Consider the following 14,965-nt stretch of genomic DNA (forward strand, 5'->3'; position numbering starts at 1 on the left):
TGTCAGACCCCCGTCCTACAGTGCTCGACATGGAGATCAAAGCACCGCACGTACGGCTCGAACCGTGGTCGGAGACCGATCTCGGCCTTCTCCGCGCGGCGAACGCGCCCGAAATGATGACCCATCTCGGCGGCCCCGAGACGGAGGAACAGCTTGTCAAACGACACAGACGGTATGTCGATCTGAGCGCGGACCGTACGGGCAAGGGCCGTATGTTCCGCGTCGTGCTGCTGCCGGGCGGCGAGGCGGTCGGCACGATCGGGTTCTGGGAGAAAACCTGGCAGGGACAGGAGGTGTACGAGACGGGCTGGGGGATTCTCACCGCGTTCCAGGGCCAGGGCATCGCCGCCGCGGCGGCTGCGGCCGTGGCGGAAATGGCGCGGGCCGAGAAGAAGCATCGCTATCTGCACGCGTTCCCGTCCGTGGGCAATCCGCCGTCGAACCGTCTGTGCCGCAGGGCGGGTTTCTCTCTCCAGGGCGAATGCGACGTGGAGTTCCCGCCTGGGAATGTGATGCGCTGCAACAACTGGCGGCTGGACCTTGAGCCCGGCTTCGACTCCGGCCTTGAGTCCGGCCCTGAACCCGCCGAAGCAGAATGACACCGCCACTGCCCCGACGCCCCGGAATACCCTGGCCCGCTCCCCGCCTCCAATGACATCCTGACGGCGTGAACGGACCGGAGATCCAGATCAGCTTCGCCCCTGAGCTGCGCCTCTTCGTGGCAGCCGAGCGGCGCCAGGGACGTACGGCCGTGGTCACCGACGGTAAGTCCACACTCGGCCATGCCGTCGAATCCCTCGGCGTCCCGCTCACCGAGGTCGGGGCACTGCTCGTCGACGGCCGCGAAGTGCCCGTAGCGCACATCCCCGCTGCGGGCGAGACGGTCGAGGTACGAGCCGTGAGCCGGCCGCAGCGCGTGCCGGACGCGCCGTTGCGCTTCCTGCTCGACGTCCATCTCGGCACGCTCGCGCGACGGCTGCGGCTGCTGGGCGTCGACGCGGCGTACGAGAGCGAGGACCTCGGGGACCCGGCGCTGGCCACCCTCTCCGCCACGGAGCGCCGCGTGATGCTGTCCCGGGACCGCGGGCTGCTGCGGCGGCGCGAGATCTGGGCCGGAGCGTACGTCTACAGCGACCGCCCGGACGACCAGCTCCGGGACGTACTGGAGCGCTTCGCGCCCGTCCTCGCGCCCTGGACACGCTGTACCGCCTGCAACGGCGAACTGGGCCCCGCGGACAAGGACTCCGTCCAGGAGCAGCTGGAGCACGGCACACAGCGTTCGTACGACGTCTTCGCGCAGTGCCGGACATGCGGCCGGGTGTACTGGCGCGGCGCGCACCACGCCCGGCTGGCGGCGATCGTCGAGGAGGCGGTACGGGAGTTCGGCAACGCGGCGGCGTAGCAGGAGAGGCGACGACACGTCCGCGGATCGCCGAAGGATCACCTGGGAAGCGCCGGGGATCAGAAGCGGAGATCAGAAGACGTACTTGTCGCCCGTGTCCGGAGCCGGCACCCGGTGCTGATGGTTCTCGGAGTTACGGTCGCTCGCGCCGCCGTTCCAGGCGGTGTCGATCCGGACGACCACCTCGTCCGGCCGCCCGTCCGTCCTGAGATCGACCGTGGTCTCCGGGCCTCGTCCGCCCGCCCGGAGGTGGCCCGTACGGCACAGCGCCACCCGGTCGCCGCTCCAGAGACAGCCGGGCGGCAGCGGCTGGCCCGGCGGCAGAGGTACCGAGAAGTCCAGCCGTACGGTCGCGTCCGTCAACTGGGACGGCCCGTGGTTCTCGGTCTGCAGCCGAAGCGTCAACTCGCCGTTCCGCAGGGACACATGCCCGTGGTGCGCCAGATCGGCCTCCGGCTCGACGGGACCGTAGGCCCGGGAGACACGCCGCTCGCCCTCGCCGCCGACGCCCGTTCCCATGCCCGTTCCCGCACCGGCGCCAGGGCCTGCCCCTGTCATGACCACCGTGGCCGCGGACACCCCTACCAGCAGTGCTTTACGCATGACACCCATGAGAGGAACATACCGATCATCACACCGCAATAGCGATAAATCGTCAGCCCGACGCCTCTCCGATCACCCGCATGGCAGGCTGTTCGCATGCTCGTGCTCCGCTCCGCCGCCCTCTTCCTGATCGCCGCCGTCTTCGAGATCGGCGGCGCCTGGCTCGTCTGGCAGGGCGTGCGCGGTGACGGCAGTGGAGGTGGTGGCCGGGGCTGGATCTGGATCGGCGCCGGAGTCATCGCCCTGGGCGCGTACGGCTTTGTCGCCACGCTTCAGCCCGACGGCGAGTTCGGCCGTATCCTCGCCGCGTACGGCGGGGTCTTCGTCGCGGGCTCGATCGCCTGGGGCATGGTCGCCGACGGCTACCGCCCGGACCGCTGGGATGTCACGGGAGCGCTGGTGTGTCTGGCCGGTATGGCAGTGATCATGTACGCACCTCGCGGCCACTGAACCGCGAACTGCGGGGCCTCACGTACGCCCCGCGCCCAGCTCGCGGCCCGGCTCACGCCCGGCTTACGCAGCACTCACGCGCCGGGCCGCACGCCGACCCGCACCGGCCCGCACACCGGTCCGCGCTCCGGACGGACAGCACGTCGGCCCGCACCGCCTGCCTATCCTGGCCCCACATCGATCACACGCGCGAGGAGTACGTCATGACCGCCGCGGGGAGCCCCATCGCCGTCATCACCGGAGCGAGCAGCGGCATCGGCGCCGCCACCGCGCGGCAGCTCGCCGCAGCCGGCTATCACGTCGTCGTCACCGCCCGCCGCAAGGACCGTATCGAGGCGCTCGCCGCGGAGATCACCGCCGCGGGCCACCTCGCCACCGCCTACGCCCTCGATGTCACCGACCGCACGGCGGTCGACGCCTTCGCCGCCGAGCTCGGTGGCTTCCCGTCCGTAAACGTCCTGGTCAACAACGCCGGAGGCGCGCTGGGCGCCGATCCGGTGGCCACCGGCGACCCGGCGGACTGGCGTCAGATGTACGAGACGAACGTCATCGGCACGCTCAACCTCACCCAGGCCCTGCTGCCCGCCCTCACGGCGAGCGGCGACGGAACGGTCGTCGTCCTCTCCTCCACCGCCGGTCACAGCACCTACGAGGGCGGCGCGGGCTATGTGGCCGCCAAACACGGCGCCCATGTCCTCGCCGAGACTCTCCGCCTGGAAATCGTCGGCACTCCGGTCCGGGTGATCGAGATCGCTCCCGGAATGGTCAAGACGGAGGAGTTCGCCACCACCCGCTTCCGCGGCGACACCGAGAAGGCGGCGAAGGTCTACGCGGGCGTCGCGGAGCCCCTCACCGCCGACGACGTAGCCGACACGATCACCTGGGCGGTCACCCGCCCCAGCCACGTCAACATCGACCTCCTGGTGGTCCGCCCCCGAGCCCAGGCATCCAACACCAAGGTCCACCGAGAACTCTGATCACTCGAAGGCCCGAAGCCAGGATTGCCCTCCCGGCCTCGGGCCCGACCACCAAAGACCCGACCGCCAAAGATCCGACCCCCAAAGGAGGCGGTCCTCCCGCTGACCAAACGCGAGCGCGCCCGACGCGCTCGACGTTCAGCCCTTCACACAGATGACCTGCTTCAGCTTCGCCACGACCTGCACCAGGTCCCGCTGCTGATCGATGACCTGCTCGATCGGCTTGTACGCGGCCGGGATCTCGTCCACCACGCCCGCGTCCTTACGGCACTCCACACCTCGCGTCTGCTCCTCCAGGTCCCGCGTGGAGAAGCGGCGCTTGGCCGCACTACGGCTCATCTTCCGGCCCGCACCATGCGAGGCCGAGTTGAACGACGCCACGTTCCCGAGGCCCTTCACGATGTACGAACCGGTGCCCATCGAGCCCGGGATGATGCCGAAGTCCCCGCTGCCCGCGCGGATCGCTCCCTTCCGTGTGACCAGCAGATCCATGCCGTCGTAACGCTCCTCCGCCACATAGTTGTGGTGGCAGGAGATGACCGGATCGAAGGTCACTTTGGCCTTCTTGAACTCCTTGCGGACCACGTCCTGGAAGAGTCCCATCATGATCGCGCGGTTGTACTTCGCGTACTCCTGCGCCCAGAAGAGATCGTTCCTGTACGCCGCCATCTGCGGAGTGTCCGCGACGAAGACGGCCAGGTCCCTGTCGACCAGACCCTGGTTGTGCGGCAGCTTCTGAGCCTCGCCGATGTGGTGGTCGGCCAGCTCCTTACCGACGTTCCGCGATCCGGAGTGGAGCATCAGCCAGACCGATCCTGACTCATCGAGACAGAACTCGACAAAGTGGTTGCCTCCGCCGAGCGTTCCCATCTGTTTCGTGGCACGTTCCTCGCGGAATTTGACCGAATCCGCCACTCCCCCGAACCGCTCCCAGAAGTCGTCCCAGCCCGCCGTCGGGAAGCCGTACAGCCGGTGCGGGTCCACCGGGGTGTCGTGCAGGCCGCGGCCCACTGGGATGGCCTGTTCGATCTTGGAGCGGAGGCGGGAGAGGTCGCCCGGCAGGTCGTTCGCCGTCAGGGACGTCTTCACCGCGGACATTCCGCAGCCGATGTCCACGCCCACCGCCGCCGGGCAGACCGCGCCGTGCATCGCGATCACCGAGCCGACCGTCGCGCCCTTGCCGTAGTGGACGTCCGGCATGACGGCCAGGCCCTTGATCCAAGGCAGAGTGGCAACATTGTGGAGCTGCCGCATCGCACCCTCGTCGACCGCCGCGGGATCCGCCCACATACGGATCGGGACCTTCGCGCCCGGTATCTCTACATACGACATAACCCCTCGATTCCCCCGAAAGTCTGAATAACGCAAAAACCGGAACCAGGACCGTCAAAGGAGACAGCCGACCAGCGTCGACGGCGGTGCGTGCGATAGACATTGTGTCCATCGACCGCCATCCGGCGGCAAGCAGTTTTCGCGCGGAACCCCGCGCTGAACCCCGTACAGAAGGGAGCCCGGGACCGTGCAGCCCAAGGCGCGACACGCGTACCTACCCGGCCTGGCGGCGCTCCTCGTGGCGGTCGTCGCGGGTTGCTCCGGCAGCGGCGCGGACGACGGCTCGGCCGCCGACCCCAAGGCGGGCAGTCCCACCGCCGCCACCGCGGCAGCCCCCGGCAAGTACCGCACGCTCCGCGAGCCCTGCGGCGCCGTACCGCGCTCCATGCTCAAGGATCTGCTCCCCGGCGCGGCCTCGCTCCCCGAGGACCAGCAGGCGAAGGTGTACGGAGGCACGGCCGCCGTGACATACGACACGGACCGCCGCGTCGGCTGCAGCTGGAAGGCCGACGACACCGACGCCTCCCACCAGCTCGTGATCGATCTGGAACGCGTGGTGTCGTACGACCCGGCCGTGAGCGACGACGATCGGGCGCAGGAGGTCTACGCGAAGAAGGAGACCTCCGCCGCGCTGCCGCCACCGAGCGGCACGAGCACCGGATCCACGCCCGGTACGGCCGGTACGCCCGGTACGCCCGGCAGCTCGTCCCCCGCCACCGGATCGGCCACCGATCCCAAGAACAGCGACCCCAATACCGGTACGAATCCGAATACAACGACACAGACCGGCCCCTCCTCGTCGGCCGTTCCCTCCGGCGGCACCTCGGAATCGCCCGGATCGCCCGGATCAGCGGGATCGCCCTCCGAGACCCCGCCCGCCGAGGGCCTGGAGCCCCGCCTCCTGGACGGCCTCGGCGACGCCGCCTTCCTGAATGACGTCCTCGCGCGCTCCGGTTCGGCCGCCCAGCACCGCACGGTGAGCGTGGTGTTCCGCACATCCAATGTGATCGTGACCGTCCGGTACACCGAGCAGCCCGCGCTCGCCGCCGGCGCACCCGACAGCAGAGAACTGCAGGACAGGGCCCAGGAACTGGCCAAGAGACTCGCCGAGGAGCTCGACGAGTAACGGCTCCGTCCGCGTCCCCGGCCGCTCCTCGGCCGGGGACGGACTCCGACTCCAGGACGGCTACAGGACGACTCCGGGACGACTTCGGGTCGGCCTCGGAGCGGTTTCAGGTCCCGCAGCCCCGGCTCGCCGGTTACCGTGGCCGATCAGACCGTACGACAAATGGTCGTACGGATGACCATACGAATGGCCGCACAAATGACCGGCCGAACGACCGGACGAACGACCGAGTGAAGGAACCATGCACCGATCAGCCTCGCGACTCACCCGCATACTCGCCTGCGCAGCCGTTCCGGTGATGCTCGTCGTCGCCGGCTGCTCGTCCGGCTCCGGCGGCGGCAGCGACGCCGACGGCTCGTCCACGAGCCCGACCGCCCAGCCGTCCGCGACCGTCGCCCCGGCCAAGTTCACCGGGCTGCCCGACGCCTGCGCGACGCTCGGCCGCAAGACGATCGACTCGCTCGTGCCGAAGGCCAAGGTCAAGGGCGGTACAGCCGGCAAGTCCAGCGATATCACCGCGCGTGCGAGCTGTTCCTGGAACGGTCTGGACGACAACGGCGTCAAGGGCTCGCAGTACCGCTGGCTCGATATTTCCCTCACCCGCTACGACTCCGACGTGACACTCGGCAGCGGCGCCAAGCGCGCCACCGAGTACTACGCGAAGGAGGTCGCCGGGGCCAAGGGCACGGAGGGCGCCAAGGAGCTCAAGGCGACTCCGTCGAGCGGTATCGGCAGTGAGGCGACGACCGTCACGTACTCGCTCAAGAAGACCGACGAGGACTTCTCGTACGCCACGGTCGTGGCCCGTACGGAGAACGTCGTCGTGACCCTGACCTACAACGGCGCGGGATACGCGGGCGCGAAGTCGCCCAGCATCGCCGACATGTCGAAGGACGCGGTGAAGGCGGCAAAGGAGACGGTGGCGGCGGTGTCCGCCGGCTCCGGGCAGACGCCCGCCACCGGCGAGTCCGCCGCGCAGGAGTCCGCCAAGGCCGAGTAGGGCGTTTTCTCCGCTTTTCCATGGAGCCCGGCCCTCTTCCGAGGGCCCGGCTCCCCTACCCGCGCCACGTCATGCGCACACATGTGCCAGGCTGTGCCCGCCGGATGTCGGGCCGTCGGGTGCCGGTTGTCGAGTACCTGACCGACTGCCCGACGTCGAACACGGCGTCACCGGGCGCCGCACGGCGTCATAAGGAGTCGATTACGGGAGGGGATCGCGGGTGGCCGCGATGCAGCTGACACGCACGCACCGGATACTCATCGGGGTCGTGGTCTTCGGAGCGGTCATCATCGCCGCGATCGGCTTCGCGGGGTCCTACGCCGCCGTACGCGAACTCGCGGAGGAGAAGGGCTTCGGGCAGTTCTCACTGGTCTTCCCGATCGGTATCGACGCGGGCATCTGCGTCCTGCTCGCGCTCGACCTCCTGCTGACCTGGATCCGTATCCCCTTCCCGCTGCTGCGCCAGTCGGCATGGGTCCTGACCACCGCCACCATCGCCTTCAACGGCGCGGCGGCCTGGCCGGACCCGCTGGGCGTCGGTATGCACGCGGTGATCCCGCTCCTCTTCATCGTCTCCGTCGAGGCCGCACGGCACGCGGTCGGCCGGATCGCGGACATCACGGCCGACAAGCACATGGAGGGCGTACGGCTCACCCGCTGGCTGCTCTCGCCCGGTCCCACGTTCATGCTGTGGCGCAGGATGAAGCTGTGGGAGCTGCGGTCGTACGAACAGGTCATCAAGCTCGAACAGGACCGGCTCATCTACCAGTCGCGTCTCCAGGCCCGGTTCGGCCGCAACTGGCGCCGCAAGGCGCCCATCGAGGCACTGATGCCGCTACGGCTCGCCAAGTACGGCGTACCGCTCGCGGACACCGCGCCCGCGGGTCTGGCCGCCGCCGGTATCGAACCGGTGCTGCTGCCGCCCGCGCCGCAGATGGCCGAACTCCCGCAGGCCCGGGCCGAGATACCCGCCGACGCCGGGGCGCAAGCCCAGATCCAGGTCCAAGCCCAAGCATCGGCTCCGGCATCGGCACCCATACCGGATCCCCAGCAGGTCCAGCCACAACAGGTTCAGCCGCAGCAGAACGGGCAGGGCCAACAGCCGGGGCCCCAGCAGCCGCCACAGCCCCAGCAGCCCAACCAGCAACAGCAACAGCCCGATGCCGAGGCCCAGTTCCCGCCGGAGTCCCCGAACCACATCAGCCCGTGGTTCGCGGCGCAGCCGGTCCCGGAGGTCACATACGAAGGTGCCTACAACCCCACGTACGTGGAGGGCCTCGAACCCACACCGGTGATGATCCCTCAGGGCCCCTCGGGCCCGGTCCGCCGCCCGCTCGGCGGAGCGCCCGGGCAGCGCGGGCCGGCGCAGCCGCAGCAGCAGCAGCAGCAGCCCGAACCTGCCGAGGTCGCTTCCCCCGCCCCGGACAACGAGCAGTACGAGGAGCTTTCCGCTCCGAACCTGCCCGATGACGTCCCCAGGGAGGAGGCGTACTACACGGCCTTCAAGAAGTACATCAGCGAGAACAACGTCTTTCCCACGACCCGTCAGTTCGGCCTCTACCTGATGGACCTGTACAGCATCACGGGACGCAACGGCGGGCCGCTGTCCGACAGTTCTCTCCGGCCCTATCTGCGCGACTTCCCTCTCCGGTACCAGGCGGAACTGGACGAGGAGCACATCGCGTAAGCCGGAACGGGAACGGGAAGCAGGGACCGACGCCCCACCTCCCGCACCCCGTCTCGCACGATCAGGCTCAGGCGCCGAGCAGCTTCCGTACCCGGTCCGCGCCCACCGCCAGCAGCAGCGTGGGCAGCCGCGGCCCGGTGTCCCGGCCCACCAGCAGCCGGTACAGCAGCGCGAAGAACGACCGCTGCGCGACCTTCAGCTCCGCCGTCGGCTTGGCGTCGGGCGCCAGGCCCGCCAGCACCTTCGGCACTCCGTAGACGAGCGTGGTCAGCCCGTCCAGCGACCAGTGGCTGTCCAGTCCCTCCAGCAGCAGCCGCAGCGACTCCCGCGCCTGCTCGTCCAGCGAGTCCAGCAGCTCGTGGTCGGGCTCGGCGCGCACGATCGTCCGCGCCTCGGCCGGCACCTGGCTGGTGATCCAGTTCTCGGCGCGGTCCAGCCGTGGACGCACCTCGTCCAGCGAGGTCAGCGGACGCGCCGGGTCGAGCTCGCTCAGGATCCGCAGGGTCTGCTCCTCGGCACCGGCCGTGATGTCCACGACCGAGGCCAGCGTGCGGTACGGCAGCGGGCGCGGCGTGCTCGGCAGGGCACCGGCCGCCGTGCCCGTGGCGCGCGCGTACGCCGCGGCGTCGGCCGGCAGTACGGAACCTTCCGCGACCTTGCGCTCCAGCGCGTCCCACTCGTCGTACAGCCGCTGGATCTCCTGGTCGAAAGCGATCTTGAACGACTGGTTGGGCCTGCGCCGTGCGTAGAGCCAGCGCAGCAGCGGCGCCTCCATGATCTTCAGGGCATCGGCCGGAGTCGGCACGCCGCCCTTGCTGGACGACATCTTCGCCATGCCGGAGATCCCGACGAAGGCGTACATCGGGCCGATCGGCTGCACTCCGTCGAAGACCTCGCGCACGATCTGCCCGCCCACGACAAACGAGGATCCCGGCGAGGAGTGGTCGACACCGGACGGCTCGAAGATCACGCCCTCGTACGCCCAGCGCATCGGCCAGTCGACCTTCCAGACCAGCTTGCCGCGGTTGAACTCACTCAGCCGTACGGTCTCGGAGAAGCCGCACTCCGCGCAGGTGTACGTCAGCTCCGTCGTCTCGTCGTCGTACGAGGTGACGGTGGTCAGGTCCTTGCCGCAGCCGCCGCAGTACGGCTTGTACGGGAAGTAGCCGGCGGAGCCGCCGCTGCCGTCGTCCTCGGCGGCGGCGCCGGAGCCCTCCTCGGCCTCCAGCTCGGCCTCCTCGACCTGCTTACGGCCGCCCTTGGCCTGGGCCGGGACCTTGGCATTCGCCTTGTCCCCGGTGCCCGTGTCCCCGGTGCCCGTGCCGCCGTCCTTGGTGGTGGACGTACCGTCCTTGGTGTCCTTGGCCTTCGTCCGGTAGCGGTCGAGGATCGCGTCGATCTCCGCGCGGTGCTTCATCGCGTGCAGGATCTGCTCGCGGTACGCCCCCGACGTGTACTGCTCCGTCTGGCTGATCCCGTCGTACTCGATGCCCAGCTCGGCCAGCGACTCGGTCATCGCGGCCTTGAAATGCTCGGCCCAGTTCGGATACGCCGAGCCGGCCGGCGCCGGCACCGACGTCAGCGGCCTGCCGATGTGCTCGGCCCAGGACGTGTCCGTACCGGGGACGCCCGCGGGCACCTTGCGATACCGGTCGTAGTCGTCCCAGGAGATGAGGTGCCTGACCTCGTATCCACGCCTGCGGATCTCGTCCGCGACCAGGTGCGGGGTCATGACCTCGCGCAGATTGCCCAGGTGGATCGGGCCCGACGGGGAGAGTCCGGACGCGACGACCACCGGTTTGCCAGGCGCACGCCGCTCCGACTCGGCGATGACATCGTCCGCGAAACGGGAGACCCAGTCGGTCTCTGTGCTCTGAGCCACGGTCGGCACGTCCTTCTTTCTGCTACGCCCTACTGAGGTCCGGTGGCCATGAGGAACCGGTGACCATCATTGTCCCAGGTCCCTCGGACAGAGCGAAAACGCTTTGAGAGCCCATGGGATACTGGGACATGCTCCGAGAGCGTCGTACGGCCGCCCGGACACGCCCGGACGGTCGTACAGCAGCTCAGAGATCAGCTCAGACATCTCTCATCGCAGCCCACCGCAGCTCTCCGCACCCGACAGGAACGGCACCCGCCCATGGCCTCGGTCACTTCCCTCGCTTCGACCGTCGATCAGCGCATCGCGGACGCCCTCTCGGCAGCTCTGCCGGAGGCCGGTTCCGCGAGCCCGCTGCTGCGCCGAAGCGACCGGGCCGACTTCCAGGCCAACGGCATCCTGGCGCTCGCCAAGCAGCTCAAGGGCAATCCGCGTGAGCTGGCGACGCGGGTCGTCTCGGCCCTGACCGCCACCGACGCCGAGGCCGATGGGCCCTCGGACGGGCCCGCCCATGCCGACCAGACCGTCCCTGACCTGATCAAGGACATCGAGGTCTCGGGCCCCGGCTTCCTCAACATCACCGTCACGGACCGGGCGATCATCGAGACTCTCGCGGCCCGCGCGGCGGACAGCCGGCTCGGTGTGCCGTACGCGGAGCAGCCGGGCACGACCGTGATCGACTACGCGCAGCCGAATGTGGCCAAGGAGATGCACGTCGGCCATCTGCGGTCGGCCGTGATCGGCGCGGCGATGGTCGAGATCCTGGAGTTCACCGGCGAGAAGGTGATCAGGCGCCACCACATCGGCGACTGGGGCACCCAGTTCGGCATGCTCATCCAATATCTGATCGAGCACCCGCACGAGCTGGACCACAAGAGCGGCTCGGGCGACTCGAACAGCTCAGGCGGCTCCGGAACGGATACATCCGTCGACGGCGAGACCGCGATGTCGAACCTGAGCCGGCTCTACAAAGCCTCGCGCGCGCTCTTCGACTCCGACGAGGAGTTCAAGGCGCGGTCCCGCGACCGGGTGGTGGCCCTCCAGGCAGGCGACGAGGAGACCCGGGCCTTCTGGCAGCGGTTCGTGGACGAGTCGAAGATCTACTTCTACTCGGTCTTCGACAAGCTGGACATGGAGATCCACGACGCCGATGTGGTCGGCGAGTCCGGCTACAACCACATGCTGGAGGAGACCTGCCGCATCCTGGAGGAGACGGGCGTCGCGGTCCGCTCCGAGGGCGCGCTCTGCGTCTTCTTCGAGGATGTGAAGGGACCTGACGGCAATCAGGTCCCGCTGATCGTCAAGAAGTCCAACGGCGGTTACGGCTACGCGGCCACGGACCTCTCCGCGATCCGCGACCGGGTGCAGAGCCTGGACGCGACGACGCTGCTGTATGTCGTGGACGCGCGGCAGTCGCTGCATTTCAAGATGGTCTTCGAGACCGCGCGGCGGGCCGGCTGGCTGAACGAGAAGGTGCACGCCGTCCAGCTCGCGTTCGGCACGGTCCTCGGTAAGGACGGCAAGCCGTTCAAGACCCGTGAGGGCGAGACCGTACGGCTGGAGGACCTGCTGGACGAGGCGGTCGAGCGGGCGACGGCGGTCGTACAGGAGAAGGCCGAGAAGTCCGGACTCAGCGACCAGGAGATCACCGAGAACGGCTGGTACGTCGGTATCGGCGCGGTGAAGTACGCGGACCTGTCGACGTCGGCGGTACGGGACTACAAGTTCGACCTGGACCAGATGGTCTCGTTGAACGGCGACACATCGGTCTACCTCCAGTACGCGTACGCCCGTATCAAGTCGATCCTCCGCAAGGCGGGCGACACCGAGCCCGCCGCCCGTCCGGAACTGGCACTGGCTCCGGCGGAGCGGGCGCTGGGGCTGCATGTGGACGAGTTCGGAGAGGTCCTGGCCGAGGTCGCGTCCTCGTACGAGCCGCACAAGCTGGCGGCGTATCTGTACCAGCTCGCGTCGCACTTCACCACGTTCTACGACCAGTGCCCGGTCCTGAAGGCGGAGACTCCGGCCCAGGTCGAGAACCGTCTGTTCCTGTGCGATCTGACGGCCCGCACGCTCCAGCAGGGCCTGGCTCTGCTCGGCATCCGGTCGCCCGAGCGCCTTTAGGGCCTTTCGTTCACCTCGCGGTGGGCGCGTACTCAGCCTCAGCGCTTACCGCGAGGTAAGTAGCTGACGGAATAGTCGGTACTTGCCAGCTCCGGAGCCCGGAACGAAGATCGGGAGCATCCCGAGACACGAACCTCTCCAGGAATCCTCCAAGGAGCACATCGGCATGCCCACGCACTCCGTCCCGGCCTCCACCGCCCCAGCCTCCCCGGCCTCCACCTCCGTCTCCGTCCTCGGTCTCGGTATGATGGGTTCCGCTCTCGCCGCCGCCTTCCTCCAGGCTGGGCGCTCCACCACCGTCTGGAACCGCTCCGCCGCCAAGACCGGCCCGCTCGTCGCCCAGGGCGCCCTGCCCGCCGAAACCGTCGCCGCGGCCGTCCAGGCGAGCCCGCTGATCGTCGTCTGTCTCACCACGTACGACACGGTCTCCACGGTCCTCGGACCCGTCGCGGACCGGCTCGCCGGCCGGACCGTCGTCAACCTCACCAACGGCACTCCCGCCCAGGCCCGTGAGTTCGCCGACTGGACGGCCGCGCAGGGCGCGGAGTATCTCGACGGCGGAATCATGGCCGTCCCTCAGATGATCGCGGGCCCGCAGGCGTACATCCTCTACAGCGGCCCGCGGCCCGCCTTCGACGCCCACCAGGAGACTCTGGCCGTCCTCGGCGGTACGAAGTACGTCGGCACCGATCCCGGTCTCGCCGCCCTGTACGACCTGTCCCTGCTCACCGGCATGTACGGCATGGTCGCGGGCGTGCTCCAGGCCTTCGCCCTGATCCGTACGGAGTCCATCCCGGCCGGTGAGTTCGCCGAGCTCCTGGTGCCCTGGGTCGGCGCCATGCTGAACAGCGCGCCTCACTGGGCCGAGGCCATCGACTCCGGGCAGCACCTCACGAACGTCTCCAGCCTGGCCGTGAACCAGGAGGCGTTCCCCAATCTCCTCGCCGCCTTCGCCGCGCAGGGCGTCAGTGACGAGCTCTTCGCGCCGTTCCAGGCGCTGCTCGACCGTGCGATCGGCGAGGGATACGCGGACGACGGCCTCTCACGCCTGGCCGACCTGCTCGACCGACGGAGATAGGCCGGAGGAGATAGGCCGGCCCAGCCCGCGTCCCATCAAGGCAGTGTTCCTGCGTTCGGCGTCAGCGCGCGCCGAGCTTCTCCGCGACCTCCGTCGCCCAGTACGTCAGGATCATGCCCGCGCCCGCGCGCCTGATCCCGGTCAAGGTCTCCATGATCGCCGCGTCGCGGTCGATCCAGCCCTTCTCCGCCGCCGCCTCGACCATCGCGTACTCACCGGAGATCTGGTACGCGGCGACCGGTACGGCCACCTCCGAGGCGATACGCGCCAGGACGTCCAGATACGGCAGGGCCGGCTTGACCATCACCATGTCGGCGCCCTCTTCGAGGTCGAGCGCCAGCTCCCGCAGGGCCTCCCGTACGTTGGCCGGGTCCTGCTGGTACGTCCTGCGGTCGCCCTTCAGCGAGGAGCCCACGGCCTCGCGGAACGGGCCGTAGAAGGCGGACGAGTACTTGACCGTGTACGCGAGGATCGACACGTCCTCCTTGCCGATCGTGTCCAGGGCCTCGCGGACCACGCCGATCTGGCCGTCCATCATGCCGCTGGGGCCCACCACATGGGCGCCGGCGTCCGCCTGGACCTGCGCCATCTCGGCATACCGTTCGAGCGTCGCGTCGTTGTCGACACGGCCCTCCGCGTCCAGCACACCGCAGTGGCCGTGGTCGGTGTACTCGTCCAGGCACAGGTCGGACATGACGACCAGTTCGTCGCCGACCTCCGCCCGTACCGCGCGGATCGCGGCCTGGAGGATGCCCTCGGGATCCGTGCCCGCCGTGCCCGCCGCGTCCTTCTTGGCGTCCTCGGGGACACCGAAGAGCATGATCCCGGAGACGCCCGCCGAGGCCGCCTCCACCGCCGCCTTGCGCAGGGTGTCCAGCGTGTGCTGGACGACGCCGGGCATCGCGGCGATGGGGACGGGCCGGTCGATTCCCTCGCGTACGAACGCGGGGAGGATGAGATCCGCCGGGTGCAGCCGGGTCTCCGCGACCATCCGCCGCATCACCGGGTTCACCCGCAGCCGCCGGGGCCGCGAGCCGGGAAAGGATCCGTACACAGTCATCGTCTGCCGCCTCTTGCGCCTCTGGTGTTCCGCTTCATCGTGGCCGGGCCGGCGCCCGGTCGGCCGTCGGACCACCTTCGACCATAGCCCCGGGAATCCCATGGCCTTACCGACACCACGACCGGAAACAGCAGCCGGAAACCGCAGTGGGGGGGGGGCGCGGGGGGGGGGGGCCCCCGCCCGCGGGCAGCCCGCAACCCACCCCGCCCCCCCCCCCGCGGGGGCCGCCCGCCCCACCCCACCCACC

13 protein-coding genes are annotated in these 14,965 nt (G+C 69.3%); 9 read left to right on the forward strand and 4 right to left on the reverse strand.

Translation table 11 applies throughout. From position 1 onward, the window contains the following. Window positions 1-29: 29 nt before the first annotated feature. Window positions 30-599, forward strand: a complete 570-nt coding sequence (locus ACFV6H_RS24260) for a GNAT family N-acetyltransferase (RefSeq protein ID WP_385545549.1) — start codon at window positions 30-32, stop codon at window positions 597-599. A gap of 68 nt (window positions 600-667) precedes the next feature. Beyond that, on the forward strand, window positions 668-1,402 hold the full coding sequence (locus ACFV6H_RS24265; protein ID WP_385545552.1) for a Mut7-C RNAse domain-containing protein: 735 nt from the start codon (window positions 668-670) through the stop codon (window positions 1,400-1,402). 72 nt (window positions 1,403-1,474) lie between these two features. Here ACFV6H_RS24265 and ACFV6H_RS24270 read toward each other — a convergent pair whose 3' ends face one another. Further along, window positions 1,475-2,014 carry a hypothetical protein gene (locus ACFV6H_RS24270; RefSeq protein ID WP_385545555.1) on the reverse strand — a complete coding sequence of 180 codons (540 nt, stop codon included), beginning with the start codon at window positions 2,012-2,014 and terminating at the stop codon, window positions 1,475-1,477. 87 nt (window positions 2,015-2,101) lie between these two features. Here ACFV6H_RS24270 and ACFV6H_RS24275 point away from each other — a divergent pair, with 87 nt between their 5' ends. Further along, window positions 2,102-2,455, forward strand: coding sequence for a YnfA family protein (locus ACFV6H_RS24275; RefSeq protein ID WP_093592913.1), 354 nt, complete (start codon window positions 2,102-2,104; stop codon window positions 2,453-2,455). 203 nt (window positions 2,456-2,658) lie between these two features. Further along, entirely contained in the window at window positions 2,659-3,432 is a 774-nt protein-coding gene (locus ACFV6H_RS24280; protein WP_385545558.1) for an SDR family NAD(P)-dependent oxidoreductase, read from the forward strand. A gap of 138 nt (window positions 3,433-3,570) precedes the next feature. Here the strand turns inward: ACFV6H_RS24280 and ACFV6H_RS24285 are convergent, their stop codons facing one another. Further along, the gene (locus ACFV6H_RS24285) at window positions 3,571-4,764 is read right to left on the reverse strand and encodes an RtcB family protein (protein ID WP_384786716.1); all 1,194 of its coding nucleotides are present in this window, start codon (window positions 4,762-4,764) and stop codon (window positions 3,571-3,573) included. Between the two features lie 187 nt (window positions 4,765-4,951). Between ACFV6H_RS24285 and ACFV6H_RS24290 the strand changes: the two genes are divergently transcribed. The 3 genes from ACFV6H_RS24290 to ACFV6H_RS24300 all read left to right on the forward strand — a co-directional run bounded on the left by ACFV6H_RS24290 (window position 4,952) and on the right by ACFV6H_RS24300 (window position 8,577). Beyond that, window positions 4,952-5,890 carry a DUF3558 domain-containing protein gene (locus ACFV6H_RS24290; protein ID WP_385545562.1) on the forward strand — a complete coding sequence of 313 codons (939 nt, stop codon included), beginning with the start codon at window positions 4,952-4,954 and terminating at the stop codon, window positions 5,888-5,890. Between the two features lie 241 nt (window positions 5,891-6,131). Further along, entirely contained in the window at window positions 6,132-6,890 is a 759-nt protein-coding gene (locus ACFV6H_RS24295; protein WP_385545565.1) for a DUF3558 domain-containing protein, read from the forward strand. A gap of 220 nt (window positions 6,891-7,110) precedes the next feature. After that, window positions 7,111-8,577: a DUF2637 domain-containing protein gene (locus ACFV6H_RS24300; RefSeq protein WP_385545568.1), complete on the forward strand. Its 1,467-nt coding sequence runs from the start codon at window positions 7,111-7,113 to the stop codon at window positions 8,575-8,577. A 67-nt stretch (window positions 8,578-8,644) separates the two neighbouring features. On the opposite strand, the gene lysS is transcribed toward ACFV6H_RS24300, so the two are convergent. Beyond that, window positions 8,645-10,468: a lysine--tRNA ligase gene (gene lysS / locus ACFV6H_RS24305; RefSeq protein ID WP_385545571.1), complete on the reverse strand. Its 1,824-nt coding sequence runs from the start codon at window positions 10,466-10,468 to the stop codon at window positions 8,645-8,647. 249 nt (window positions 10,469-10,717) lie between these two features. On the opposite strand from lysS, the gene argS reads away from it, so the two are divergent. Both argS and ACFV6H_RS24315 read left to right on the forward strand, forming a co-directional pair. Continuing rightward, complete coding sequence (gene argS, locus ACFV6H_RS24310; protein ID WP_385545574.1) at window positions 10,718-12,580, forward strand: arginine--tRNA ligase; 1,863 nt, start codon at window positions 10,718-10,720, stop codon at window positions 12,578-12,580. Window positions 12,581-12,746: 166 nt separating this feature from the next. Further along, window positions 12,747-13,658: an NAD(P)-dependent oxidoreductase gene (locus tag ACFV6H_RS24315; RefSeq protein WP_385545577.1), complete on the forward strand. Its 912-nt coding sequence runs from the start codon at window positions 12,747-12,749 to the stop codon at window positions 13,656-13,658. Between the two features lie 61 nt (window positions 13,659-13,719). On the opposite strand, the gene hemB is transcribed toward ACFV6H_RS24315, so the two are convergent. After that, a complete protein-coding gene (hemB, locus tag ACFV6H_RS24320) occupies window positions 13,720-14,718 on the reverse strand; it encodes a porphobilinogen synthase (RefSeq protein WP_385545581.1) in 999 nt (332 codons plus the stop codon). Window positions 14,719-14,965 lie beyond the last annotated feature (247 nt).

Origin of the sequence: Streptomyces sp. NPDC059743 (genome assembly GCF_042732975.1) — a bacterium.
Classification (GTDB): Bacteria; Actinomycetota; Actinomycetes; order Streptomycetales; family Streptomycetaceae; genus Streptomyces.